The 22936-nt window shown below is 65.7% G+C and carries 23 protein-coding genes; 13 read left to right on the forward strand and 10 right to left on the reverse strand.

All coding sequences use genetic code 11. The features are described 5' to 3' along the window. Window positions 1-24: 24 nt before the first annotated feature. Entirely contained in the window at window positions 25-582 is a 558-nt protein-coding gene (locus RW112_RS17500; protein WP_317782984.1) for a TspO/MBR family protein, read from the reverse strand. Window positions 583-726: 144 nt separating this feature from the next. Between RW112_RS17500 and RW112_RS17505 the strand changes: the two genes are divergently transcribed. The 3 genes from RW112_RS17505 (at window position 727) to RW112_RS17515 (ending at window position 4266) form a co-directional block, all read left to right on the forward strand. Then, the gene (locus tag RW112_RS17505) at window positions 727-1548 is read left to right on the forward strand and encodes a DNA/RNA non-specific endonuclease (protein WP_317782985.1); all 822 of its coding nucleotides are present in this window, start codon (window positions 727-729) and stop codon (window positions 1546-1548) included. Window positions 1549-1664: 116 nt separating this feature from the next. After that, window positions 1665-2738, forward strand: a complete 1074-nt coding sequence (locus RW112_RS17510) for a lipid II:glycine glycyltransferase FemX (protein WP_317782986.1) — start codon at window positions 1665-1667, stop codon at window positions 2736-2738. Between the two features lie 31 nt (window positions 2739-2769). Further along, window positions 2770-4266, forward strand: coding sequence for a threonine/serine exporter family protein (locus RW112_RS17515; protein WP_317782987.1), 1497 nt, complete (start codon window positions 2770-2772; stop codon window positions 4264-4266). A gap of 45 nt (window positions 4267-4311) precedes the next feature. Here the strand turns inward: RW112_RS17515 and RW112_RS17520 are convergent, their stop codons facing one another. Together RW112_RS17520 and RW112_RS17525 are read right to left on the reverse strand one after the other, a co-directional pair. Next, window positions 4312-5151, reverse strand: a complete 840-nt coding sequence (locus RW112_RS17520) for a siderophore-interacting protein (RefSeq protein ID WP_317782988.1) — start codon at window positions 5149-5151, stop codon at window positions 4312-4314. Window positions 5152-5166: 15 nt separating this feature from the next. Continuing rightward, entirely contained in the window at window positions 5167-5934 is a 768-nt protein-coding gene (locus RW112_RS17525) for a uracil-DNA glycosylase (RefSeq protein WP_317782989.1), read from the reverse strand. 175 nt (window positions 5935-6109) lie between these two features. Between RW112_RS17525 and RW112_RS17530 the strand changes: the two genes are divergently transcribed. The 5 genes from RW112_RS17530 to groL all read left to right on the forward strand — a co-directional run bounded on the left by RW112_RS17530 (window position 6110) and on the right by groL (window position 10710). Further along, entirely contained in the window at window positions 6110-6415 is a 306-nt protein-coding gene (locus RW112_RS17530; RefSeq protein ID WP_317783232.1) for a DUF3263 domain-containing protein, read from the forward strand. A gap of 49 nt (window positions 6416-6464) precedes the next feature. Next, on the forward strand, window positions 6465-7109 hold the full coding sequence (locus RW112_RS17535; protein WP_317782990.1) for a LytR C-terminal domain-containing protein: 645 nt from the start codon (window positions 6465-6467) through the stop codon (window positions 7107-7109). A gap of 163 nt (window positions 7110-7272) precedes the next feature. Continuing rightward, the gene (locus RW112_RS17540) at window positions 7273-7476 is read left to right on the forward strand and encodes a cold-shock protein (RefSeq protein WP_305939837.1); all 204 of its coding nucleotides are present in this window, start codon (window positions 7273-7275) and stop codon (window positions 7474-7476) included. Then, complete coding sequence (locus tag RW112_RS17545; protein ID WP_317782991.1) at window positions 7476-8789, forward strand: ABC transporter substrate-binding protein; 1314 nt, start codon at window positions 7476-7478, stop codon at window positions 8787-8789. Before RW112_RS17540 ends, RW112_RS17545 begins: the two co-directional genes overlap by 1 nt. Window positions 8790-9081: 292 nt before the next feature. Next, entirely contained in the window at window positions 9082-10710 is a 1629-nt protein-coding gene (gene groL, locus RW112_RS17550; RefSeq protein WP_305939839.1) for a chaperonin GroEL, read from the forward strand. 85 nt (window positions 10711-10795) lie between these two features. Here groL and RW112_RS17555 read toward each other — a convergent pair whose 3' ends face one another. Continuing rightward, window positions 10796-12106: an ABC transporter substrate-binding protein gene (locus tag RW112_RS17555; RefSeq protein ID WP_317782992.1), complete on the reverse strand. Its 1311-nt coding sequence runs from the start codon at window positions 12104-12106 to the stop codon at window positions 10796-10798. Window positions 12107-12360: 254 nt separating this feature from the next. On the opposite strand from RW112_RS17555, the gene RW112_RS17560 reads away from it, so the two are divergent. Further along, window positions 12361-13323, forward strand: a complete 963-nt coding sequence (locus RW112_RS17560; RefSeq protein ID WP_317782993.1) for a ribonuclease HI family protein — start codon at window positions 12361-12363, stop codon at window positions 13321-13323. Window positions 13324-13328: 5 nt separating this feature from the next. Here RW112_RS17560 and RW112_RS17565 read toward each other — a convergent pair whose 3' ends face one another. The 3 genes from RW112_RS17565 to RW112_RS17575 all read right to left on the reverse strand — a co-directional run bounded on the left by RW112_RS17565 (window position 13329) and on the right by RW112_RS17575 (window position 15930). Continuing rightward, complete coding sequence (locus RW112_RS17565; RefSeq protein WP_305939842.1) at window positions 13329-13619, reverse strand: WXG100 family type VII secretion target; 291 nt, start codon at window positions 13617-13619, stop codon at window positions 13329-13331. 116 nt (window positions 13620-13735) lie between these two features. Beyond that, entirely contained in the window at window positions 13736-15217 is a 1482-nt protein-coding gene (locus tag RW112_RS17570) for a HAMP domain-containing sensor histidine kinase (protein WP_317782994.1), read from the reverse strand. Window positions 15218-15219: 2 nt separating this feature from the next. After that, the gene (locus tag RW112_RS17575; RefSeq protein WP_317782995.1) at window positions 15220-15930 is read right to left on the reverse strand and encodes a response regulator transcription factor; all 711 of its coding nucleotides are present in this window, start codon (window positions 15928-15930) and stop codon (window positions 15220-15222) included. A 275-nt stretch (window positions 15931-16205) separates the two neighbouring features. On the opposite strand from RW112_RS17575, the gene RW112_RS17580 reads away from it, so the two are divergent. Together RW112_RS17580 and RW112_RS17585 are read left to right on the forward strand one after the other, a co-directional pair. Next, window positions 16206-16463 (forward strand): hypothetical protein, encoded by a 258-nt coding sequence (locus RW112_RS17580; RefSeq protein ID WP_317782996.1) that lies wholly within the window; start codon window positions 16206-16208, stop codon window positions 16461-16463. Window positions 16464-16491: 28 nt separating this feature from the next. Beyond that, on the forward strand, window positions 16492-17340 hold the full coding sequence (locus RW112_RS17585; RefSeq protein ID WP_317782997.1) for an FHA domain-containing protein: 849 nt from the start codon (window positions 16492-16494) through the stop codon (window positions 17338-17340). A 21-nt stretch (window positions 17341-17361) separates the two neighbouring features. On the opposite strand, the gene RW112_RS17590 is transcribed toward RW112_RS17585, so the two are convergent. From RW112_RS17590 to RW112_RS17600, 3 genes are read right to left on the reverse strand one after another with little or no spacing between them, the layout of a single operon-like run. Then, a complete protein-coding gene (locus RW112_RS17590) occupies window positions 17362-19017 on the reverse strand; it encodes a DNA repair helicase XPB (RefSeq protein WP_317782998.1) in 1656 nt (551 codons plus the stop codon). A gap of 40 nt (window positions 19018-19057) precedes the next feature. Further along, on the reverse strand, window positions 19058-21562 hold the full coding sequence (locus RW112_RS17595; protein ID WP_317782999.1) for a helicase-associated domain-containing protein: 2505 nt from the start codon (window positions 21560-21562) through the stop codon (window positions 19058-19060). Between the two features lie 10 nt (window positions 21563-21572). Then, window positions 21573-21806, reverse strand: coding sequence for a hypothetical protein (locus RW112_RS17600; protein WP_317783000.1), 234 nt, complete (start codon window positions 21804-21806; stop codon window positions 21573-21575). A 184-nt stretch (window positions 21807-21990) separates the two neighbouring features. Between RW112_RS17600 and RW112_RS17605 the strand changes: the two genes are divergently transcribed. After that, on the forward strand, window positions 21991-22374 hold the full coding sequence (locus RW112_RS17605; protein ID WP_011690655.1) for a cold-shock protein: 384 nt from the start codon (window positions 21991-21993) through the stop codon (window positions 22372-22374). 8 nt (window positions 22375-22382) lie between these two features. Continuing rightward, window positions 22383-22919: a DUF3027 domain-containing protein gene (locus RW112_RS17610; protein ID WP_317783001.1), complete on the forward strand. Its 537-nt coding sequence runs from the start codon at window positions 22383-22385 to the stop codon at window positions 22917-22919. Window positions 22920-22936: the final 17 nt, after the last annotated feature.

Below are 22936 nucleotides of genomic sequence, written 5' to 3' on the forward strand. Positions count from 1 at the left end.
CCGGTAGTCCCCGCCGGGGTTACTTCAGTTGTGCAGGGCCGCCCACCAGTTGAGGCTCGTGGCGAATACCAGCCACGAGATGTACGGCAACAGCAGAAGGCCGGCCGGTCGGCTGATAGGGCCGAAAAACAGCACGGTCACGGTCACGGCGATGACCAGGGCGATGATGATGGCCAGACCCAGCCAGAGCGCCGCGGTGCCCATCACCGGATAGAGGCCGAAAAACACGGGCGTCCACGACAGGTTCAACACGAGCTGGACGGCGTAGGCAGCCAAGGCTGGTCCCGTGCGTTCCGAGCGGCGCCGCCACACGAGCCACGCGGCAACGGCCATGGCCGTATAGAGCAGCGTCCAGGCAGGGCCGAACACCCAGTTGGGCGGTGACCACGGCGCCTTGTCCGCCGTGGCGTACCAGCCGTCCACATTGTTCAGGGTGGCCAGCGCACCCAACCAGGCGACTAAGGCCGAAGCACCGAGGAACGCAACCAGGCCCATCAGCTGGACGCCTGCGCTGCGATGCCCGGGACCGGTGCCGGACCCGCCGCGGGAACCGGACAAAGACTCTTCGTGATGGGCCTGCATGCTTCAACCCTTGCCAGTCCGGCAGGCCGAGTCAAGCCGGAGTGGACACGGGCGAATCGGTCCGGCAGCAGGTTCCCGGACCCCGTCCCGCAGCTTCCGTCGCGGGCTCTGTTCACTGTGTGACTGGAGTGCCACTATGTAACTATGACTGGGGGATATGACCGGGACTTCTTGCGGGCACGCCTTGAGCTGCCCAGTCCGCCGGCAGCAACGGTTTTGCTCGACTACATCCACTTTTCCGTCAGGCTGCGGCCGGCGCGCAAGCTAGCCGCCGTCGTCGGCGTCAACATCCACGGACGCGAGCTGGTGGCGCTGGCCCGGGAAGGGACCTGGCATTTCGATCCCCGGGTTCCCCAGGAGCACCAGGCCGGGCCGGACGTCTACAAGAACAACGCCTTTGACCGGGGGCACCTGGTCCGGCGGCTGGACCCGGTGTGGGGCGATCCGGAGACTGCCAAGGCCGCCAACCAGGACACCTTCGCCTTCACCAACGCCGCCCCGCAGGTTGACGACTTCAACCAGGGCAAGGAGCTGTGGGTGGGGTTGGAAAACCACGTCCTGAATCACGCCGACCTCAACGACGCCAAGCTCACCGTCTTCACGGGACCGGTGCTGGCAGACGACGACCTGCCGTACCGCGGCGTGCAGATACCCCGGAAGTTCTGGAAGATCGCGGCCTGGACCACGGACGGAAAACTCGCTGCTGCGGGGTTCGTGCTGGACCAGTCGCCGCTGCTGGGAAAAGTGGAGCTCAAGAAGGCTATCCGCGAACGGCTCCTGGCCGATGAGCCGCCTCCGCTGGGCCCCTTCCGCACGTTCCAGGTCCCGATTGCCCGGATCACCGAAATGACCGGACTGAGCCTGTCCAGGCTCGAAAATGCGGACCGGCTGGCAAAAAGCCAGAGATCCCTGGGCAAGGAACCACTGGCCGTCCGGCTCGAATCCCTGGAACAGCTCCGACTCTGAGCCCGGCCGTCAGGGAACCTCCGGTCAGCGTCCTCCTAGGGTGGGCCGATAGACTTGTGGCTTGCATGCCCGGCATGCACCCGAAGCACCGACCGCGAAGATTGGACACCGCGCACTTGCGAGAATTTACCGCCCGCTTTGCCTCCGCCGAGGAGGTCGCCAACTGGGACACCCACGTGACTGCGAACCCGAACGGCGGAAACCTGCTTCAGTCTGAGGCTTTTGCCGAGGTCAAACAACACTTCGGCTGGAAGCCCCTCCACCTGGTCTACGAAACCGCTGACTACACGAGCTACAACCTGGTGCTGGAGAAATCCTTCCCGGTCCTGGGCAAGCTCTGGTACCTCATCAAGGGTCCGGACGTGGCAGCAGTTGAAGATATCCCGGGCATTGCCGCGGCCAACGCGGAGTTTGTGAAGCGCGCAAGGCTGGGCGTCTTTGCCATCAAGATTGAGCCGGACATCATCCTCTCGGAGGACGCACGGCGCGTGATCGAGGGCGCCGGGCTGGTTAAGACGCCCAACCTGCAGCCCAACGACTCCACCGCACTGCTGGACATCGCGCCGGAGGAGAACCAGCTGCTTCGGAACCTGCATTCCAGGGGACGCAACGCTGTGCGCCGGGCCATCCGCGAGGGCGTGGAAGTCCACAACGTGGAGCCCACCGAAGAGAACTTCAGGGCCATGTATGCACTGATGACCACCACGGTGGAAGCGAAGTCGCAGGTCCGGGTCCGCGAGTACGACTATTACCGGCAGTTCTGGACCAACTTCATCGGTCGCGGCCAGGGGCGGCTGCTGTTCGTCTACGAGAACGGCGTCCCTTCCGTAGGGGCCTTCGTGATCAATTACGGCCGGAAAGGGACATACAAGGACGGCGGTTCCCTCCAGAAGCGCAGCCAGTACGGAGACTCCCACCTGGTGCAGTGGACTGCCATCAACCAGGTCAAGGAACTCGGCTGCACGGAATACGACTTCTGTGGCACACCGCCCAGCGACAAACTCAAGGACACGTCCAACCCGTTCCACGGCCTGGGGTTGTTCAAGACCAGCTTCAGCAAGACGGTGACCGACTTCGTGGGCTGCTACGACCAGGTCATCAGCCCGTTGAAATACAAAGCCTGGACGGCGGCCGGCGAACGTGTCGCCCGCCAGTTGTACACCCGGCGAACAGGCCGGCAGTTCTACTAAATTCCTGTGTTAAGCCCTTGAGGAGGCCGCAATGACCAAAGCACCCGACGGTCGCCGCAGGCCGCCTACGACGCCGCTGCCCCCGACCCAGCCGCTCACGGCGTCCCAGGTGCGGCAGAACGCCGCCGCCAAGCGCATGCTGCGCCGGCTGGTGCAGGGCGAGAACCCGCCGACAGCCCCCATGAGCATCGTGGACCGGCTTGCGGGCAGCCCGTACGCCAACCCCATGATCCAGGTCGGGGGAGTGGATACCTCCGCGCGCAAGACCATCGACTTCGCGCTCCACCTGGCCGAGTCCATGTTCCGTTACGGCGCCGGTGCCCTCGAAGTGGAAACCAGCATCATCGCCGTCACGGCGGCACTGGGCCTGAAGCACATCGAAGTGGACATCACCAACCAGTCGGTGGCCATCAACTATGCGCCGAAGGACCAGCCACCCATCTCGCTGCTCCGGGTGGTGCGCTCCTGGACCAACAATTACGCCGGCCTGGCCCAGGTGCACCAGCTCGTCACCGACATCGTGGCAGGCGGGGTGGGCCGGGATGAGGCAGTCCGCCGGCTGGACGAAATCGTCCGGGCGTCCAAGCCGTTTCCGCGCTGGATGGTTACGGTTGCCTTCGGCGTGTTCGCCGCGGTGTTCGTGGGTGTCCTCGGCGGCGGCCCGGGTGCCTCAGCCATCGCGTTCGGCTCGAACCTGCTGGTCAGCCTGCTGGCCCGGCAACTGGGCCGCTGGCGTGTGCCTGACTTCTTCACGACGGCGTCGTGCGCGTTCCTGGTCACGTTCATCGCCTTGCTGCTGTGGCGGTTCGGCAGCCCTATCGGCATCCAGATCGCGCCGGCGATTGTGGTGGTGGGCGGCATCCTGCTGCTCCTGCCCACCGGCCGTCTTGTCTCCTCGGTCCAGGACGCCATCAACGGCTTCCCCGTCACGGCGGCGGGCCGGTTCCTGTCCACCATGCTGACCTTCGGCGCCCTCGTCGCCGGGATCTCGGTGGCCTTCGTGTTCGGAACCATGATGGGCATGGAGGAAATCGACGTCACGGAGACATTCCCGCCCGCGTATGACTTCTGGGTTGTGGTGATCCTGATCGCCATCGCCGTCGTAGCCATCGGCGTCACCGAACAGACATCGTGGCAGCTCCTGCTACCTACCGCCGGAGTGGGCGTCGTGGGGTACATGGTGCTGCTCGGCGCTGAGCTGATCGGTATGGGTGCGAGGTTTTCGCCAGCCGTGGCGGCCGTGGTCATCGGCCTCATGGCCAGGGTGATTGCTCTGAGGATGGGAGCCCCGCAGCTGGTGGTGGCCGTTCCCGCGGCGCTGATTTTGCTCCCGGGCCTCACTATATTCCGCTCCATGTATGTATTAACCATCGAGGAGTCGGAGATCCTGGTGGGCGCCGGGGGAATGCTGAACGCCGGTGCGATCGTGCTGGGTGTGGCCGCAGGCATCGTCCTCGGGGACACGCTTGCCCGCCCGCTCACGCGGAGCCTGGCCAGTAACGAGCGCCGCCGCGCCCGGCGCCGCTAGCTGCACCTGTCCGGGGGCCGGAGGTGCAGCTACCAGCTGCGTAGCCTAGATCTGGCCGATGGGAAGCTTCTTTTCGGCCTGGAAGTCGTCCTCCACCCGCCCGGTGGCCCAGTAACCGGACAAGGACACCTGTGAGCGTTCAAGGCCCCGTTCACGGTAGAAAACCTCCCGGAGGGACTTCATGTAGCCCCGCTCGCCATGGGCGAAAACGTGTACCCGGCCGCCGGGCCACTCGGCGTCCCGGACCGCGCTGACCAGGAGTCGGCTGCTTCCGGCGGGGGTGCCGTTCCGCGCCAGCCACTGGACCTGCAGGCCGGCCGGGGCCTTGACGGGCTGGATATCGGCGTCGCTGTCCACTTCAAGGAACGCCAGGCCGCGGGAGTCCGTCGGCAGTGACTCGATGGCGGCGGCGATGGCCGGCAAGGCGGCCTCATCACCGGCGAAGAGGTGCCAGTCCGCGGCCGGGTCCGGGTTGTAGCCGCCCCCCGGACCGGTGAACACCAGGCTGTCGCCGGGGCGGGCTGTCGCCGCCCAGGGACCCGCCAGGCCCTCGTCACCGTGGATGACGAAGTCGATGGCCAGTTCCCGGGCCTCTTCATCCACCCAGCGCACCGTGTAGGTCCGGGTGTGCGGCCACTGGTCGCGGGGCATGGATTCACGGATGGCCCAAAGGTCCAGGGGTAGCGGGTACTCGATGCCGGGCTGCGGGAAGGCGATCTTCACGTAGCGGTCCACGTAATCGTTGTTCACATAGCCGGAGAAGCCGTCCCCGCCGGCCACGATCCGCACCATGTGCGGTGAGAGTTCCTCGCGCCGCAGGACCGTGAGGTTCGTCTGGGGACGTGATTTTCGGCTTGCTGACGTGGCGGCAGGGAGGGAAGTCATGAAAGTAAGCCTAGGCTAAGAAACCGGCGGAAGCTCCCAGTCGACAGGCTCCGAACCCTGTGAACGGAGCACCTCGTTCGCCTTGCTAAACGGGCGCGATCCAAAGAATCCGCGTGCGGCGGATAGCGGGCTGGGATGCGCGCTGGTGAGCACCGGAGTGTTTCCAAGAAGCGGGCGGACACCCTCGGCATCCTTGCCCCACAACACGGCCACCAGGGGCGCCGGATTGCCGTCGGCAGCGCGGCGCCCGGCCACGGCGGCGATCGCCGCCGTCGTGATCGCTTCCCAACCCTTGCCACGGTGCGATCCTGCGGCCCCGGCGCGGACAGTCAGGACCCGGTTCAGCAGGAGCACGCCCTGGTCCGCCCACCGGGTGAGATCCCCGTGGATGCGCGCTGGAAGGCCCAGGTCGGATTCGAGTTCCTTGTAAATGTTTGCGAGGCTGCGCGGGATGGGCCTGGTGTGCCCCTCCACTGCGAATGACAGTCCGATGGGGTGGCCCGGCGTCGGGTAAGGGTCCTGGCCCACGATGAGGACCTTGACAGCGGCCAGCGGCCGTTGAAAGGCGCGCAGGACGTACGACGGCGACGGCAGCACCTGGTGCCCGGCCGCCACTTCAGCGGCAAGGTATTCCAGGACGCTGCGCAGCTCCGCCTCGGCAGGAGCCAGCGCGGCGGCCCAGTCTGCCGCCATCAGGCGGTCCATCGGCAGGCCCGCCATCTCAGCGAATCCCACCGCCTCAACGGCAGGCTCCAGCTCAAACAAGGCTTCGGAATCAAACACGAGTCCATTCTCTCAGTGCTGTGCTGTGGAAGCTGGCGGGCCTCACAAGTGCACGTCACCCGGCGTAAATGACAGGCGTGTTATTCGCCCGTACCATGGAAAGTGACTTTGACCGGATCAAGTGAAGGATTTTGCCGTGGCCGAACCAGTGCGCGATGACCTCTCACTGGCGGGCATAGGCAGCGAAAATGCGGGGAACGCGTACTCCCTCCCCGCACCGCAGCCGGGCTCCAGGCTGAGCGGGCGGGACCAGCAGATGCTGGCGCTCGAACGGCAGTGGTGGAAGTATGCAGGGGCCAAGGAGCAGGCAATTCGGGAGCTGTTCGACCTCTCCGCCACGCACTACTACCAGATCCTCAACACGCTGATTGACACCGAGGACGCCCTGGCCCACGACCCCATGCTCGTGAAGAGATTGCGTAGACTACGTACGTCACGCCAACGGGCACGCACGGCGCGCCGTTTGGGTTCTGACGCTTAACAGTCAGGGCCGGGCAACCAGCGAGAACCAACAAGGACATCGTTTTACCATGACCAAATACGCTCGGGATGAATTCGACAGGGTCCCGGAGACCTCCTCACGACAGGGTGTACACCGGGTCGCCTCCGAGTCCTCCCGGCGCAGGCTGGGTCCGATCCTGGCCGTCGGCGTTGTGGCGCTGGCCATCGGACTGGTTGCCTTCCTTTTCCTGCCGAAGCTGGGAATTACTCCTTCCGGCAGCCCGCTGATGGCGGCAGGGTCGGCGCTCAGCAGCCCTTCGGCCTCCGCGGAGACGCCCCAAGGCACGGCGTCCCCGGGTGCCGAACCCAGCGCAGACCCGGGCGCGGTGCCCTCCGCCAGCGAGACGCCGTCCGCCGGCAGCCCGCCCTCGGAAGTTCCTTCTGCCGAGGCGCAAGCCGTCGATAAGTCCCAGGCAGTGGCGGTCTACAACGGAACCACCACCGCGGGGCTTGCCGGCCGTGTGAGCAGCACCGTGGCAGGCGAGGGCTGGACCCTGGGCCCGGTGGGCAACTGGGGCGGAATGCCGCAGCAATCCTCCGTCATCTACTACAGCGGCGCTGAGCAAAAAGCGAACGCCGAGGCGCTGGGGGAGCTCCTGAACATCACCTCGCTGGTGGACTCCGCCGAGTTCCAACAGCCGGTGGTCGTGGTCCTCGGGCCCGGCTTCCAGTAAGGGAATTCGGTTACGCCTGAATAACTATTGAGGGCGCGCAGGCCGCGATCCTGCGCCCGGCAAACGGCAATGGCTACAGTGATTCCGGATGCCGCACCACAGCGGACCGTCCCAACGGCGCACAGTGAGGTGGGCCGAACAAAGCAACCGGAAAGTGGGCAACATGGCAACGGGAACCGTCAAATGGTTCAATGCCGAAAAAGGCTATGGCTTCATCACCGTTGACGCCTCCGGAGACGACGTCTTCGTGCACTGGTCGGCCATCGAAGGCGAGGGCTACCGCGCCCTCGACGAAGGACAGCGGGTGCAGTTCGAAGTCGGTGAAGGCGAGAAGGGTCCGCAGGCAGAAAACGTCCGGCCGGCCTGATGCTCTCCACCGCGGCAATGCACGGCACAGGCGTCCCCGCCCGCCCCGTTCGGCCCCGGCTGCGGATATCCGCAACGCTGGTCCTTGCGGCCGGAACGGCGCTCGTGCTTGCTGGCTGCTCCGGTCCGAGCGGCAACGTCCGGGTTGATGCCGTGGACGCCGGCGGTGACGGCACGCTGCGGATAGGGCTGATGCTGGACAACACCGGGAAGCAGTCCTTCCTCAACTCCGCGCAGCTTGCCGCGGCGAAACTGGCGGTCCAGGAGATCAACGCCGCAGGGGGCCACAAGGGGCGGCCGGTGGAGCTCCTCCCCGAGAACATCAGCGAGGACACAACCGCCCAGGCGAAGGAACTCGTGGCGGCCAAGGCGGATGTCGTCATCGGTCCGACCGACTCCAGCCGGGCCCCGGGGGCAATCGACGTCCTGTCGCGGGCCAAGGTGGCCGTCATCTCTCCGGCAAACACTGCGCACGGACTGACCAGGTACCGGAGCGGCGGATACTACTTCCGCACGTCGGCGGCCGACGTTGCCCAGGCTCCCGTGCTGGTCAAGCTGGCCAAGGACAGCGGGGCCCGGACAATCGCCATCCTGCACGAGGACGGCATCTACGGCAAGGACGTTTCCGTTGCCGTCGCCGCCGCGGCGAAGGCGGCCGGCCTCGGTACCGTGGCAGAGGCCGCGTTCACGTCCGGCCAGGCGCAGCAGGCGGCTGCAGCCGCCAAAGCCGCAGGCCCTGACGCCGTCGTCCTGGTGGCCCGCGCCGGAGCCCAGGGCGCCATAGCCGAACTCAACAACGCGGGGCTGGCCGGCAGCAAACTGATCCTCAGCGACGGTGCAATCAACCAGTACGGATCGGCCCTCGGATCCAAGGCCCTCGAGGGTGCCCGCGGCATCCTGCCTGGCGTGTTCCCGTCCGCGCACTTCCAGGGCGAGCTGGTGGCGGTTGATCCCGGACTCAAGGACATGACGTTTGCCGCGGAGGCATATGACGCCGTGAACCTGGCCGCCATTGCAGCGGCCGCGGCGCAGGACGACGCGGGCTCGTCCATTGCCGCGCAGCTGGTCGGGGTCTCCGGACAGCGCGGCCCCGGCGGTGTCGACAAGGGAACTGTCCAGCCGTGCAAGAGCTACAAGGATTGTGCCGGTGCCATCAGGGCCGGCAACCCCGCGGATTACGACGGCGAGTCCGGGCCGATCAGTTTCGATAGCAACGGCGATATCACCGCCGCCAACTACATGGTGTTCACCTACGGCGCAGACAACAGGGCCCGGATGAGCGGAAGTGAAAGGTCCGCCCGTGCCGGCGGCTGATCGCTACTAGCGTAGTGCAGGCCGCAGGAGCGCTTTCCGGGCAATCCCTGCTTGCACTCTCCCCGGGGGAGTGCTAATTATTGACTTAGCACTCCCACGGACTGACTGCTAACTCGATGCCCGGTTCCGGCCGGTTGCGAAGAGGGCGGAAGGACCAGGAGCGAAAGAAATACCTTGCTGGGTGAGATCCCATCCGCGTGGCATACAGAGGCCGCCGGTGAAGGGTCGTCCGTCGCGGGCGCCGCAGCGAAGGTTCATTCTTAACGACTGTCCCGAAAGGACTACTGCCGTTATGGCCAAGATCATTGCATTTGATGAAGAGGCACGCCGCGGTCTTGAGCGGGGCCTGAACATCCTCGCCGACGCCGTCAAGGTCACCCTCGGCCCGCGTGGACGCAACGTCGTCCTCGAAAAGAAGTGGGGCGCCCCCACGATCACCAACGATGGTGTTTCCATCGCCAAGGAGATCGAGCTGGACGATCCTTACGAAAAGATCGGCGCCGAGCTGGTCAAGGAAGTTGCCAAGAAGACGGATGACGTCGCTGGCGACGGCACCACCACGGCCACCGTGCTCGCACAGGCCCTGGTCAAGGAAGGCCTGCGCAACGTCGCTGCCGGCGCTGACCCGCTGTCCCTGAAGCGCGGCATCGAGAAGGCTGTTGAAGCCGTCACCACCGAGCTGCTCGCTTCCGCCAAGGAAATCGAAACCAAGGAAGAGATCGCCGCCACCGCGTCCATCTCCGCCGGTGACGACGAAATCGGCGCGCTGATCGCTGAGGCACTGGACAAGGTCGGCAAGGAAGGTGTCATCACCGTCGAGGAGTCCAACACCTTCGGCCTCGAGCTTGAGCTCACCGAAGGCATGCGCTTCGACAAGGGCTACATCTCCGCTTACTTCGTCACCGACGCTGAGCGCCAGGAAACGGTCCTCGAGGATCCGTACATCCTGATCGTCAACTCCAAGATCTCCAACGTCAAGGAACTGGTTGCTGTCCTCGAAAAGGTCATGCAGTCTTCCAAGCCGCTGCTGATCATTGCCGAAGACATCGAGGGCGAGGCCCTGGCCACCCTGATCGTCAACAAGATCCGTGGCACCTTCAAGTCCGTCGCCGTCAAGGCTCCGGGCTTCGGAGACCGCCGCAAGGCGCAGCTCGCGGACATCGCCATCCTCACCGGTGGCCAGGTCATCTCCGAGGAAGTCGGCCTCAAGCTTGAGACCGCCGGCCTCGAACTCCTGGGCAGGGCACGCAAGGTTGTTGTCACTAAGGACGAGACCACCATCGTCGAGGGTGCCGGCGACGCCGACCAGATCGCCGGCCGCGTTTCCCAGATCCGCGCCGAGATCGAGAACTCCGATTCGGACTACGACCGCGAGAAGCTGCAGGAACGCCTGGCCAAGCTGGCCGGCGGCGTTGCAGTCATCAAGGCCGGTGCCGCAACCGAAGTTGAGCTCAAGGAACGCAAGCACCGCATTGAGGACGCTGTCCGCAACGCGAAGGCTGCCGTTGAAGAAGGCATCGTTGCCGGTGGCGGCGTTGCCCTCATCCAGGCCGGCGCCAAGGCATTCGCCAACCTGCAGCTCGAAGGCGACGAAGCAACGGGCGCCAACATCGTCCGCGTTGCCATTGACGCGCCGCTGAAGCAGATCGCCTTCAACGCCGGCCTCGAGCCGGGCGTTGTTGTTGACAAGGTCCGCGGCCTGCCTGCCGGTCACGGCCTGAACGCCGCAACCGGACAGTATGTTGACCTGCTGGCTGCCGGCATCAACGACCCCGTCAAGGTCACGCGCTCTGCCCTGCAGAACGCTGCATCCATCGCGGGCCTGTTCCTCACCACCGAGGCCGTAGTGGCCGACAAGCCGGAGAAGAACGCTCCGGCCATGGGTGGCGGCGACGAGATGGGCGGCATGGGCGGGTTCTAATCCTCCCAACCGCGCCCAACGCGCAAAAAGTGCGGCTCCCTCATTTCGAGGGGGCCGCACTTTTTTGCAGCAGGAAGGCCCGGGACTATTTGCGGGCGGAGGCCAGCATCCCTTCGACCTCCTTCTTGAACTCCTCCGCGGCGGCGGAAGGCGACTTGCGGTCGTAAAGGACCTCGTCGGTGTAGCGCTTGATGACGTTCTGCACGCTGCCCGACCCGACCGGCGGCACAGGCGGTGCCTCGGCCATGTCGGGGTTGATGTCCTGGAGGAAGCCGACCACGGTGGTGTCAGCCGCTTTGAGCTTGGGCGTGATGTCTGCGAGAACTTCTGAGTTGGCAGGGATGCCGCGGTCGGTCATCAGGATGGCTCCCGCGGCGGGGCTGTTTGCCAGGTAGTTGATGAACGTTGCGGCCGCCTCCGGGTTCTTCGACCTCGACGACGCCGACCAGAACATGGTCGGTTTGTAATACATGCCGTTGTCTGCGGCCTGCCCGTCCATGCTCGGGGCGCGAAGCATCCTGATGCTGCTTCCCGTGGTGGTCTCCAGGGACCCGAGCTGGTTGGTCCACCACCACGCCATGCCGATCCGGTTGGTGCCGAACAAGCTCTCTTCCAGTCCCGCTCCGGCGTCCTCGGTTGCGACGCTTGCCGGCGGGCTCGCTTTCGAATCGCGCTGCTTCTTCAACCGCTCCCAGAACGACGCCGCCGTCGCCGTGTCGAAGTCCAGCTTGCCGTCCGGCGAGTACAGGTTCTGGCCGTGCTGCCGAAGCCAGATGATGAGGTCGGCTTCGTTGCTGCCATAGGCAGCGCCGTAGCTGGTGCCCCCGCCCGACTCCGTGAGCTTCGTAGCGATGCTGTTGAAGTCGTCCCAGGTCCAGGTGGAGTCATCGGGCAACGGGACGTTGGCGGCCTCGAACACCTTGGTGTTAGCCATGATCACGTAGGCGTTCTTGCCGGTGCTGAGGCCGTACTGGGCGTCGTCGTACTGGCCGGAGGCGAGCTGTTCCTTGTCCATTTTGGAAAGGTCGATGCCGTCCTGCTTGGCCAGGTCCAGAAGGGCGCCGCGGCCCCCGTACTCGGCGATGTACTTTTGATCCATCTGGATCACGTCCGGCGCATCATTGGCCGCTGTGGTGGTTGCCAGTTTGTCCCAGTACCCTCCCCATTCCCCGGGCGCCGCCTTGATCTTGATGTTCGGGTGCTCTGCCTCGAATGCCTCAATGACCTTCTGGGTCTGGGCATTGAGGTATTCGTTGCCCCACCAGGCGAAGGTCAAGGTGACTTCCTTGTCTCCGCCGGAGCCTGCTGACCCCGCGCATCCCGTGACGAGCAGTGCAAGGGCAGCGGCGGTGGCTCCTATCTTCAGTCGTAGCTTGCTTCCGGACGAGATCTTCATTGATACGCCTTCCTGTGTACTGCCGGTGGAAATGGTTTGGCACGGCCGGAACCGCGCCGTGAGCTTGCAGGGCGGACTTGCAAAACATGCAAGGGAAACGAGATGAGAAAACGTTTTCTCGCTGCGAATTTCGATTCTTGCACGCGCGCTTTCCGGGTGTCAACGATTTCGGGTAAGCGTTTTCCAGTGGGTAGGAGGAAACGTTGCGGCGGAGGGCAAACCACAATGTCGGGCAGGTCTGGCAGGATAGTGCGGTGACGATTACTGCAGCAGCCGACGGTTCGGCTTTAGGAAACCCCGGTCCGGCGGGATGGGCCTGGTATGTGAACGACGATTGCTGGCGGGCGGGCGGCTGGCCGCACGGCACCAATAACCAGGGTGAGCTGATGGCCGTGCTGGATCTCTTCCGTTGCACGGAGCACCTTGCTGAAGAGGAGCTCCATATCCTGTGCGACAGCCAGTACGTCATCAACTCAGTGACCAAGTGGATGCCCGGCTGGAAGCGCAAGGGCTGGCGGAAGGCCGACGGCAAGCCCGTCCTGAACGTGGAGATCCTGCGGGAAATCGACCAGGCATTGAGTGGACGCACATACCGCTTTGAGTGGGTCCGCGGCCATGCCGGACATGATTTGAACGAGGCCGCCGACGACCGCGCGCGCGCTGCGGCCACTGCCTACCAGCAGGGCATTGCGGTACGGTCAGGGCCGGGCTTTGTCCGCGCGGCCGGCACTCCCGCAACCGCCCCTGCCAAAGTGCCGGAGCGGAAGGAATCCCTCACCCTGGCGGGAAGCCGCAGCCAGCCGGACCTCTTCGCCGAGCCGGACCTTTTCAGCGAACTGGACACGGATCCCTTCGCAACCCAGGCGGGGCCCGAAGCAGCTCCCGAGGCAGTGGTTGAGGCACTGGAACGGGAGCTGCTGAGCCCGGACACCCGGGCCGATATTGGCCGGACCGGTGTGCTGCTGCACCCGGAGTTTACTGAAATCGGCAGCTCCGGGCGGCTCTGGACGCGGGACGCCATGATGATGGCACTCGAGGAGAACCCGGGTGCGGCTGTTGAACTGGAGATCATCGGGGCGGACCGGGTAGGGCCCGAAGCAGTGCTTCTGACCTACCGCAGCAAGGACCGGACGGGATCCGCGCTCCGTAGTTCCCTCTGGGTGCTCGACGGCACCCGGTGGCGCCTGCGCTTCCACCAAGGCACGCCGGAGGCTTAATCCGGTCAGCCGCTGAACCGTTGCGTATTACCCTGTTCCGCCTGGGCGTACGTGGCGGCTGCGGAGGCCAGGGCCATGTTGATGGAAGCGAGGGAGGCCTCCACCTTCCCCTGGGTGAGGGTCCACTCCGTGATGAGTCCCTGGAAGTTGGTGGCCGCCGATCCACGCCACGTGCCCTGCAGCTCGTCCAGGCCCCTCTTCATGGCCTGGACGTCCGCGCTGATTCGGTCAACCGTGGCTTTGACGTTGGCTGATTTGAGCTGGAGCAGTTCGGTGTCAACTGAGATGATGCTCATTGTTAGTGCCCTTCGACGCTGTTCGAAAGCTTGTTCAAGCTTGCGGGGCGGCCTGCCTGTTCAAGCCGTTACGTCGAGCTTAGGAATCGGGCCGAAAACCGCGCTACAGCCGCTGCCTATATGTGGACAACTTCGCCGTCGCCGCCGCCGTCGTGCTTGGCGTCTTCTTTCTCGTCCTGGAACGGAAGGCTGACCACCATGGTGGCGCCGCCGCCATCGGTCGGGACCACACGGACGGAGCCGGAGTGCGATGCCACGATGGCAGCCACGATGGCCAGGCCAAGGCCGCTGCCGCCTGTTTCGCGGGTCCGTGAGGTATCCGCCCGGTAGAAGCGCTCAAAGATCCTGGCGGCCTCGCCCTCCGGGATCCCGGCACCGTGATCGCGGACTTCGATGACGGAGGATCGTTGGCCGACCTCCCCGGTCCGCACCCCGACCGCTATCTCTATGGGTGTCCCGGCGGGAGTGTAGCGGAGGGCGTTGCCCAGGAGGTTGCCCACCACCTGGCGCAATTTTGCCTCATCGCCCAGCGCCGGGGCCGGGGACGGGGGCCCGCCGTCGAGCCCTGTCAGCGAAATCTGCCGGTCCCGGTCGCTGGCCTGGGTGTCCACCACTGCGTCGTTGGCGAGGAGCAGGAGGTCCACAGGCTTCTGCTGCAGCGGGCGTTGCTCGTCCAGCCGGGCGAGCAGCAGGAGGTCCTCCACCATGGAGCCCATCCGCTTGGCCTCGCTCTCAATCCGTCCCATCGCCGTGGCAACGTCCTCTTCATTGGACAGCGCACCCTGGCGGTACAGCTCGGAGAAGCCACGGATCGTCACCAGGGGAGTTCGAAGCTCATGGGACGCATCGGCGGCAAAGCGGCGCATCCGCTCTTCGGAGGCCATCCGGGCCGCGAAGGCGGACTCAATGTGGCTGAGCATCGCGTTGAGCGAGCCGCCCAGCCGGCCAACTTCCGTGGCGGGGTTCTCCACATCAACGCGGCGCGAGAGGTCGCCGGCGGCGATGGCCGCCGCGGTCTTCTCCACGCGCGCCAACGGCCGGAAGGACCGGGACACCGTCCAGGTTGCGATGAAGAAGGCCAGCACCAGGGTGAGGAATCCAACACCGATGACCACCAGCGAGGCGTGTTCCATGACGGAGTCCACGGGGGCCAGCGGCAGGCCGATGATGACGACGGCATTGCGCTGGTTGCCGTCCAGTACGTTCAATGCCACGACCCGCCAGTTCCGCCCGTCGGTGCCCCGGACCTGGAAGGGGGCAAGGTCGAGCCTGTTGGCTTCTGCCGGTGACAGGCTGTCGATGTCCGGGTGGGACTCCTTGCTGCCGCCAAAGGGGAACGCCTCCTGGTCCGGGCGCAGCAGCATGAGCGAATAATCCGTGGGGATGTTCGGGTTCTGCTGCAGCAGCTGGCTGAAGGATTGCTGCTGCTTCACGGAATTGACGGCGACCTTGAGCTTGTCGTCAACCTGCCCCTGGAGATAGCTGTGCAGGAGTGTCAACGTGCCGGAACCGGTCACGGCGAGTGCCACCAGCATCAGTGCCATCATGATTGCCACGAGCTGGGAACGCAGTGAGGCCGACTTCCAACGCTGCAGCAAGGTCAGCGCTTCTCGGCTGTCCGGAGTACGTAGCCCACCCCGCGCTTGGTCTGGATCAGGGCCGGGGCAGCGGGGTCGATGTCCACCTTGCGCCGCAGGTAGGAGATGTACGACTCCACGATGGATGCGTCGCCGTTGAAGTCGTATTCCCAGACATGGTCCAGGATCTGGGCCTTGGACAGGACCCGGTTCGGGTTGAGCATCAGGTAGCGCAGGAGCTTGAACTCGGTGGGTGAGAGCTCAATGACGGTGCCGCCGCGGCGGACTTCGTGCGCGTCGTCGTCGAGCTCAAGGTCATCCACGCGAATGACGGCGTCGTCGTCGAGCAGGGGCTGGGTGCGCCTCAGCACGGCGCGGATCCGGGCCACCACCTCGTCCAGGCTGAAGGGCTTGGTGACATAGTCGTCGCCGCCGACGGTGAGGCCGGTGACCTTGTCCTCCGTGTCGTCCTTGGCGGTAAGGAACAGGACGGGGAAGTGCTTGCCGGAGGCGCGCAGCCGGCGGGTCACGGTGAAACCGTCCATGTCGGGGAGCATCACGTCCAGCACTGCAAGGTCGGGGGAGTGCAGCTCGGCGGCGGCGAGGGCGTCTCGTCCGTTGCCCGCCGAGACGACCTCAAAGCCTGCGAACCTCAGCGACGTGGAGAGCAGCTCGCGGATGTTCGGTTCATCATCGACGACGAGGAGCTTGGCTTCGGGACCGTTCTTTTTCATACTTCCCATGATGCTCCCAGAATCTGGGAGTTTTCTGAATGAAAGTTGAGTGTCCCATGAGTGGACGCCGACCTTGGCCTTCGGTGGGCGGGGGCTAGCGCTGTGATCGCCCGGGTACCACCGACTGACGCCTGGAGGGAACCCTTTTCCCAAGCAATTCGTTCACGCGGCGAAGGGTTTCCAGCGCTACCAGCCAGTACTAGAGTTGGGCCACCGAGTCCTGGGGATTCGGGACAAATCGTTCATGCGGCACCCAATGAAGGGGATCTATCACCATGACGGAAATACAGACGCCTGAGACCACCGGCACAGCAGACCGAAGCATCCGCGACTGGGCAGACCTGGCAGAGGAGATGTGGTCCTACCTGACGGGCAAGGGCGCCGCCATCAATTACAACTTCATCGACATGACTGTCGAGGTTCCGCGGGACATCGGCCCGGACGCACCGCGCGCCACCTGGAAGCTCAACGGCAGCCTCCGGGTGACCACCAGTGACAAAGACGCCTCGGGGTCAGACGAGAACCGGAGCTGAACCGGTTGTGAACGGATTCCGCCTCGACATGGATCTGGACTTTTCGTTTACCGATGAGTCCGGCGCGGTAACGCGGGGAACGGCCCGGGCCGGCGGCAGCGAAATACGCGTCGCCGTGGACGGCCTGGAGTCGTTCAGTGCTGGCGGAATCCCGTCGCTGGAGGAGATGCGTCCACTGGCGAAGACCTTCGCTGACCGGGGGCTGACCGTCGTCGTCGATGGTCCCGATGGCCACATCGTGAGCCTTGGTGCGGTCGCAAGCCCGGCCTCGCAGCGGCTCATCACCCGGTCTCCCCACATCAAGCTGGGAAAACTCGGTGCACTGGCGCCGCTCCTGAAACGCGGACGGGGTCCGGCGCGACGGTTCTCGCTGCTGCCGCCGCAGACGCCCCTGCCGTTGATGCCGACAGTCAGGCGGAGCATCGTCCGCCGCATCACCACCACCCACCACACCCGGGGGAGCGGCCGGCCGAGGCTCATCTTCGTGCAGGACTCCGCCACGTGGAACGGCCAGGTGCCGCGGGAATTCACACTCAGCAGCGAGATCGTCAGGATCGGCAGTGACGCGTCCTCGGACGTCCAGCTTGCCGGGCTGGAGGGTCTCCACGCGGAAATAGTCCACAACGCTGACGACGAGTACGTCCTGGTGCCCCACGGCAAGGTCGCCGGAAGCGTCGCGTCGACCGGGGAGTCTGTCCTCAGGACCGGCGCCCGGATCCAGATGGGGCAGTGGTGCCTGGCTTACTTCCGGGAAGAGTTCGCAGACCACGGCCGTCCTTTCGGCGGACGCAGCGGCGGCGAACTGGCCTATCAGGCTCCGCAGTTTGATCCGCGGACGGGAACTACGGAACGGGACGGATCGCGGGGGATCAGCTGACGGACCAGCGCCGCTCACCGCTCATGTCGCGCTGGGATTCCGCCCGACGTCCTTGGCGTCCATGATCCGGTAGGCGTATCCCTGCTCGGCCAGGAACCGCTGGCGTTTTGCCGCGAAGTCTTGGTCGAGCGTGTCCCGTGCCACCAGGGAGTAGAACCGGGCGGCCCGGCCGTCCTGCTTGGGGCGCAGCAGGCGGCCCAGCCGTTGTGCTTCCTCCTGCCGGGAACCAAACGAACCGGACACCTGGATGGCCACTGACGCCTCCGGAAGGTCAATGGAGAAGTTCGCCACCTTGGAAACCACCAGGGTGTGCACTTCGCCCGCCCGGAAGGCCTCGAACAGCTTCTGCCGTTCCTTCACGGACGTGTCACCCTTGATCACCGGGGCCTGGAGCCGTTCGCCCAGCTCGTTAAGCTGGTCAATGTACTGGCCGATGACCAGGAGTTGCTCACCCCGGTGTTGTTCCACCAGTTGTTCCACCACCGCGGTCTTCGTTTCGGACGTGGAACACAGCCGGTATTTGTCAGCGTCCTCGGCCATAGCGTAGGCCACGCGTTCGTCATGGGGGAGGTCCACCCTGACTTCCACGCAGTCCGCCGGCGCGATGTAGCCCTGGGCCTCGATGTCCTTCCACGGGGCGTCGTACCGTTTCGGGCCGATCAGGCTGAAGACCTCGCCTTCGCGGCCGTCCTCCCGCACCAGCGTGGCTGTCAGTCCGAGCCGCCGCCGCGCTTGCAGATCCGCTGTCATCCGGAAGATCGGCGCCGGCAGCAGGTGGACTTCGTCGTAGATGATCAGGCCCCAGTCGTGGCCGTCCACCAGCTCAAGATGGGGATACAGCCCGCCGCGTTTGGTGGTCAGCACCTGGTACGTCGCAATGGTGACCGGACGGACTTCCTTGACCGAACCGGAGTACTCGCCGATCTCGTCTGCGGTCAGCGAGGTCCGCTTGACCAGCTCGTCCTTCCACTGCCGGGCGGACACGGTGTTGGTCACCAGGATCAGGGTTGTGGTGGAGCTCGTCGCCATGGCCGCCGCGCCCACCAGCGTTTTGCCTGCACCGCAGGGAAGCACGACGACGCCGCTGCCGCCGGCCCAGAAGTTCTCCGTGGCCAGTTTCTGGTACGGCCGCAGCTTCCAGCCGGATTCGTTGAGCATGATGGGATGCGGCGTGCCGTCCACATAGCCGGCCAGGTCTTCGGCGGGCCAGCCGATCTTGAGGAGGAGCTGCTTCAGCGGGCCCCGCTGAGAGGAATGGACCACCACTGTCTCGCCGTCGATGCGCGGCCCCAGCAACGGCTGGATCTTTTTGGCCCGGGAGACCTCCTCGAGCACGGGGTAGTCACTGGTCCGCATCACCAGCCCGTGTTGCGGGTCCTTTTCCAGTCGCAGCCTGCCGTACCGTGACATCGTTTCTTCGATGTCGATCAGCAGGGAATGGGGCACGGGGAAGCGGGAGTATTTCAGCAGGGTGTCCAGGACCCGTTCCGCATCCAGCCCGGCGGCGCGGGCGTTCCAGAGTCCCAGGGGAGTGAGCCGGTAGCTGTGCACGTGTTCCGGCGCGCGCTCGAGTTCGGCGAAGGCGGCGATCGCGTGCCTGGCTTCAGTTGCCTTCTCATGGTCCACTTCGAGCAGGATGGTCTTGTCGCTCTGGACGATCAGGGGGCCGTCGCTCACGGTGCCAAAGCCCGAATGCTGCGGGGTCGCGGGGTGCTGGTCACTGCTGGAATTCCTCTTCCGCCTCAATGTCGATGATCCGGTGGATGGAGAGCACACGTTCGGTTTCGCGGGCAGGGTCGAAGACCCGGACCCGTCCGCCGTTCACAGATACCGGAACAACCGTTTCCCTGCTGGAATTCCCCTGGCTGTCCACAACGTTCATCACCACAGCCTGCCGGAGCCGGATGGCCTTTTGCAGGGTCTCGAGCCCGAGCTGTGTTGCTTCCTCTCCGGTGGCTCCCGACGGCGGCCGGTGGCCGCCGTTGGCGTGTGCACCGTGGGTATCCGCGTGGCTGCGGAGAATCGCCAGCTGGGCGTCGACGTCGGCCTCCGCCGGCGCCGTCCGCGGCGCACTGTACACGGGACGTCCACTGCCCGGAACGGCGGTTGTCCGGCGGAGCCGGATGAGTGCTGACTCCGGCTCCTCGACGGCCGGCGACAGGCCGAGCGTCCGAAGGACCTGCGCGGTTTCCTTGGTGCCCGCGCGGGAGATGAGGACCGTGGGAGCGATGCGGACCAGCCCCAGTCCGGCTGCACTGGATTCCCTGACCAGTTCCAGCAGGGCATCTTCGTCATCGCTCTGGATGAAGCTGGAGGCCACACCCACCCGCAGCCTGCCATGCCGGGCCGCGGTGTCCTCCACCAGGTATTCGAGCGGCTGCGGCACGGCAGTGGCGGAATGCTCGCGCAGGAAACCCAGCACGCTGGCGGCGTCATGGCCTGCGTCGAGGGCGCGGCGGACCGACGCCACAGAGAAGCGGTAGATAGTGGCGGGGCCCTGGCCTTCGGCGTCGGCCATCAGGAGGAGCTTTTCACTCAACTCGGGGGCCAGGTAGCCCGGCGCCACCGCGGTGAGGTCGGCCTGCAGCAAAACGTGGTTGAGGGCGGCCGGCAGATGCTCTCCGAGGATATCCAGCGCCTCGTCGGGCCGCTCCGCGGCAATGGCCGAACCCAGCTGGCTGAGCGCGCCGGAACCGATGAGCCCGAGCATTTCCGCTTCGGCCAGGACACCCCGGATCAGCGAACTGAAGCGCCTGGCCATCCGGGGCTGGGCCCAGTCAGCCCGTTGAAGCACCGCGGCAGCGTCCAGCACCGGGGCCTTGCCGTCCGCTTCCTCGGCCTCGAGGGTGAGTTCGTTGAGGATCTCCAGGATCCTCTTCCGGACCACGGGTGCGTCCGGCCGCTGGGCTTCGGCGGAGAGGGCGTTGATGGTGGTGCCGGCAGCTGCGCGGTGTGGCGCGGGCGCCGCGCCGGGACCCGTGACGGGCTGGCCCACGAGTGACGGTGCACGTTCACTGGCCAGCCAGGCGTTCACGAGCCACAGCCACTGTTCCTGGCGCGGCAGCGTCAGCCACTCCAGCTGCTCCGGCTGGACCCAGGCGGAGCTGTCAACGTCCAGCCGGATCAGTCCGGCCAGGGCGCAGAGCTCAACCAGCAGGCCGGCGCGGTTCAGTTCGATCCGGAGCGAGTCGGCCAGCCGCTTCATCTCGCGGACTCCGACGCCCCCGCTGCGCAATGTGACCAGCGGCTGCTCGCGCACGCTGTAGAGGAGTTCCCCTGTCAGGCGAAGGGTTTCGGCGATGGCGCCCAGGGCGGCGTTGCGCCGCAGCGCCGCCGTGGTCTGGCCAAGCCTGGGCACCGGGGGAGTGGTGGTGAAGTCCTCAATGACGGCGCCGCCGCGGAGGGCGATCCCCACGCTGTGGGGCAGTTCCACGTGCGCGGCGTCCAGCGGCACCAGCAGGCCCCTGGCCAGGAGCCAGTCAACAGGGCCGACGTCGGACCCTTCGTTAAGGACCGACGCCCTCCTCTGCGCCTGCGGGACCGCCCCCATGGCCCAGTTCCCGAATCGTGCAAGGAGCGCCGTGGTGCGCTCCGGTGCGGTGGCGAGGATTTGCTGCAGGGCCTCCGGAGTGGCCGTCCAGTGCTGCAGCGACAGGGCCGCTTCCATGGGTGTGGCGGCGGGATGGATGTTGGCTCCGCTGTGGTGCAGTTCGCCCACGAGTTGCACCACCCTCTGGGCGAACGCCGGCTGCAGCCGGACCAGTTCCGTGTAGCTACGCCCCAGCCCTGCCGGGTAGATTCCCACCACGTCACGCAGGCTGCCCACGGGAAGGTAGAACCGCTGGCGGGGACCTGCCGGCAGCGCGGCACCGTGCGGGGGCTCGGCACGGTGCACGAGGGCCAGCTCTTCCAGTGAGTGCAGGATCCGTTCGATGGCGGACAGGGAAGCGCCGCGGATGAGCTTCTTCAGGCCGGCGGCCGAAGCACTGTGGGCGGTGTCCGTGTTGGTACAGAGATGGAGGGTCTCCAGCACCTGCATCTGCGGCCGGTTCAGCCGCTCCAGGGCCCGTTGCACGCTGACCCTGGCACTAGCCCGGGCGGCGAGGGCAGCAAAGTCCGGAACGTTGGGCGAGACCAGGTCCGGCCGCGCGGAGAACAAGGCCCGCAACGAGTCGTCGCTGCGTGCCTCCAGTTCCTTGCTGAGCGCGCGTATAAGGGACATCAGTCCAACGTTACCGCCCGCCGGACTTTCCTGCCCGGCGTCGGGCCGCGACGCCGTCGATCACCAGGGCGATCATCAGCAGGAACGCCAGCGGCAGGCCGTACAGGGCCAGGGACGTCACCCACACGGGCGCCGTGCCGCCGCCAAAGGCTATTGCCATGACGGCGCCCACGGCAGCCAGCGAAAGGACAGCAGTAACCGCCGCAACTATCATCAGTGGCCGCCGGTAGCGCGAGGGTGTCATGGAAGTAACGCTAACAGCCCCGCTGTGCCCGTGCCGCAAAGCGGGAATCCGGGTCCCGGCAGGATAACCTTGAAGATACAGACCAACATGGTCCAGGCAGTCATACCCTGAACCCGCATATCAATGCGGATGCGGTGGCCGCCGGCCGTGTCTCAGCAAGTCCAGAACGAAGAAGGTTGATTACGTGCCTACCGGCAAGGTCAAGTGGTATGACAAGGAAAAAGGCTTCGGATTCCTCGCAGGTGAGGACGGCCAGGAAGTGTTCCTGCCCAAATCCGCCCTGCCTGAGGGCGTCACGGAGCTCAAGGCCGGCACCCGGGTGGAGTTTGGCGTGGCTGACGGCCGCAAGGGGGCCCAGGCCCTCGGCCTGCGCGTGCTGGACAAGACACCGTCCATTGCCAAGGCGAAGCGTCCCAGCGCCAAGGACCTGGCACCCCTCGTCCAGGATCTGGTGACCGTGCTGGACAACCTGTCCGGAACGCTGTCCGCCGGTAAGTACCCGGAAGGCAACAAGGCCAAGGCGATCGCCGCTGCCCTCCGTAAGGTTGCCGACGAGCTGGACGCCTAGGCATCCGCATGACTTCCCAACCTGACCAGGGCACCCCCAAACCGGCTTCGAAGCCGCGTGCCGGCGTGCCTGTATGGCGAACCGGCAAACCGGACGCAGTGCTCGCTGCCGCGGTGGACCTTGCCCGGGAAGCGGTTGAGGGCATCGCCCCGGCCGAACAGATCGGACAGCACCTGGCCGCGAAGAGTGAGGGGGACCGTGTTGTCACCCACCTCTTTGAGTCCAGGCTGGCCGGCTACCAGGGGTGGCAGTGGTACGCGGTGGTGACGCGCAACTCGCGTTCCAAAGTCATCACGGTCAACGAGCTCGGCCTGCTGCCCTCCGGCGACTCCATCCTTGCACCCGAGTGGGTGCCGTGGGCTGAACGGGTACGCCCCGAGGACGCCCAGGAAAACGAAGCGGACGCCGACGCCGCTCTTTCGGAAAGTGCCGAGGAAGCCGTGGCGGACAATGCCGGGGTTGCAACGTCCGACGCCGAAGTGTCCGAAGAGGACGACGACGACTCCCCGGAGGAAGAAGCCGACTCCACCCGCGAGGTCGACTAGCAGTTGGAACCTTGCGG

The sequence above is a fragment of the Arthrobacter sp. B10-11 genome, assembly GCF_033142195.1.
Taxonomy (GTDB): Bacteria; Actinomycetota; Actinomycetes; order Actinomycetales; family Micrococcaceae; genus Arthrobacter; species Arthrobacter oryzae_C.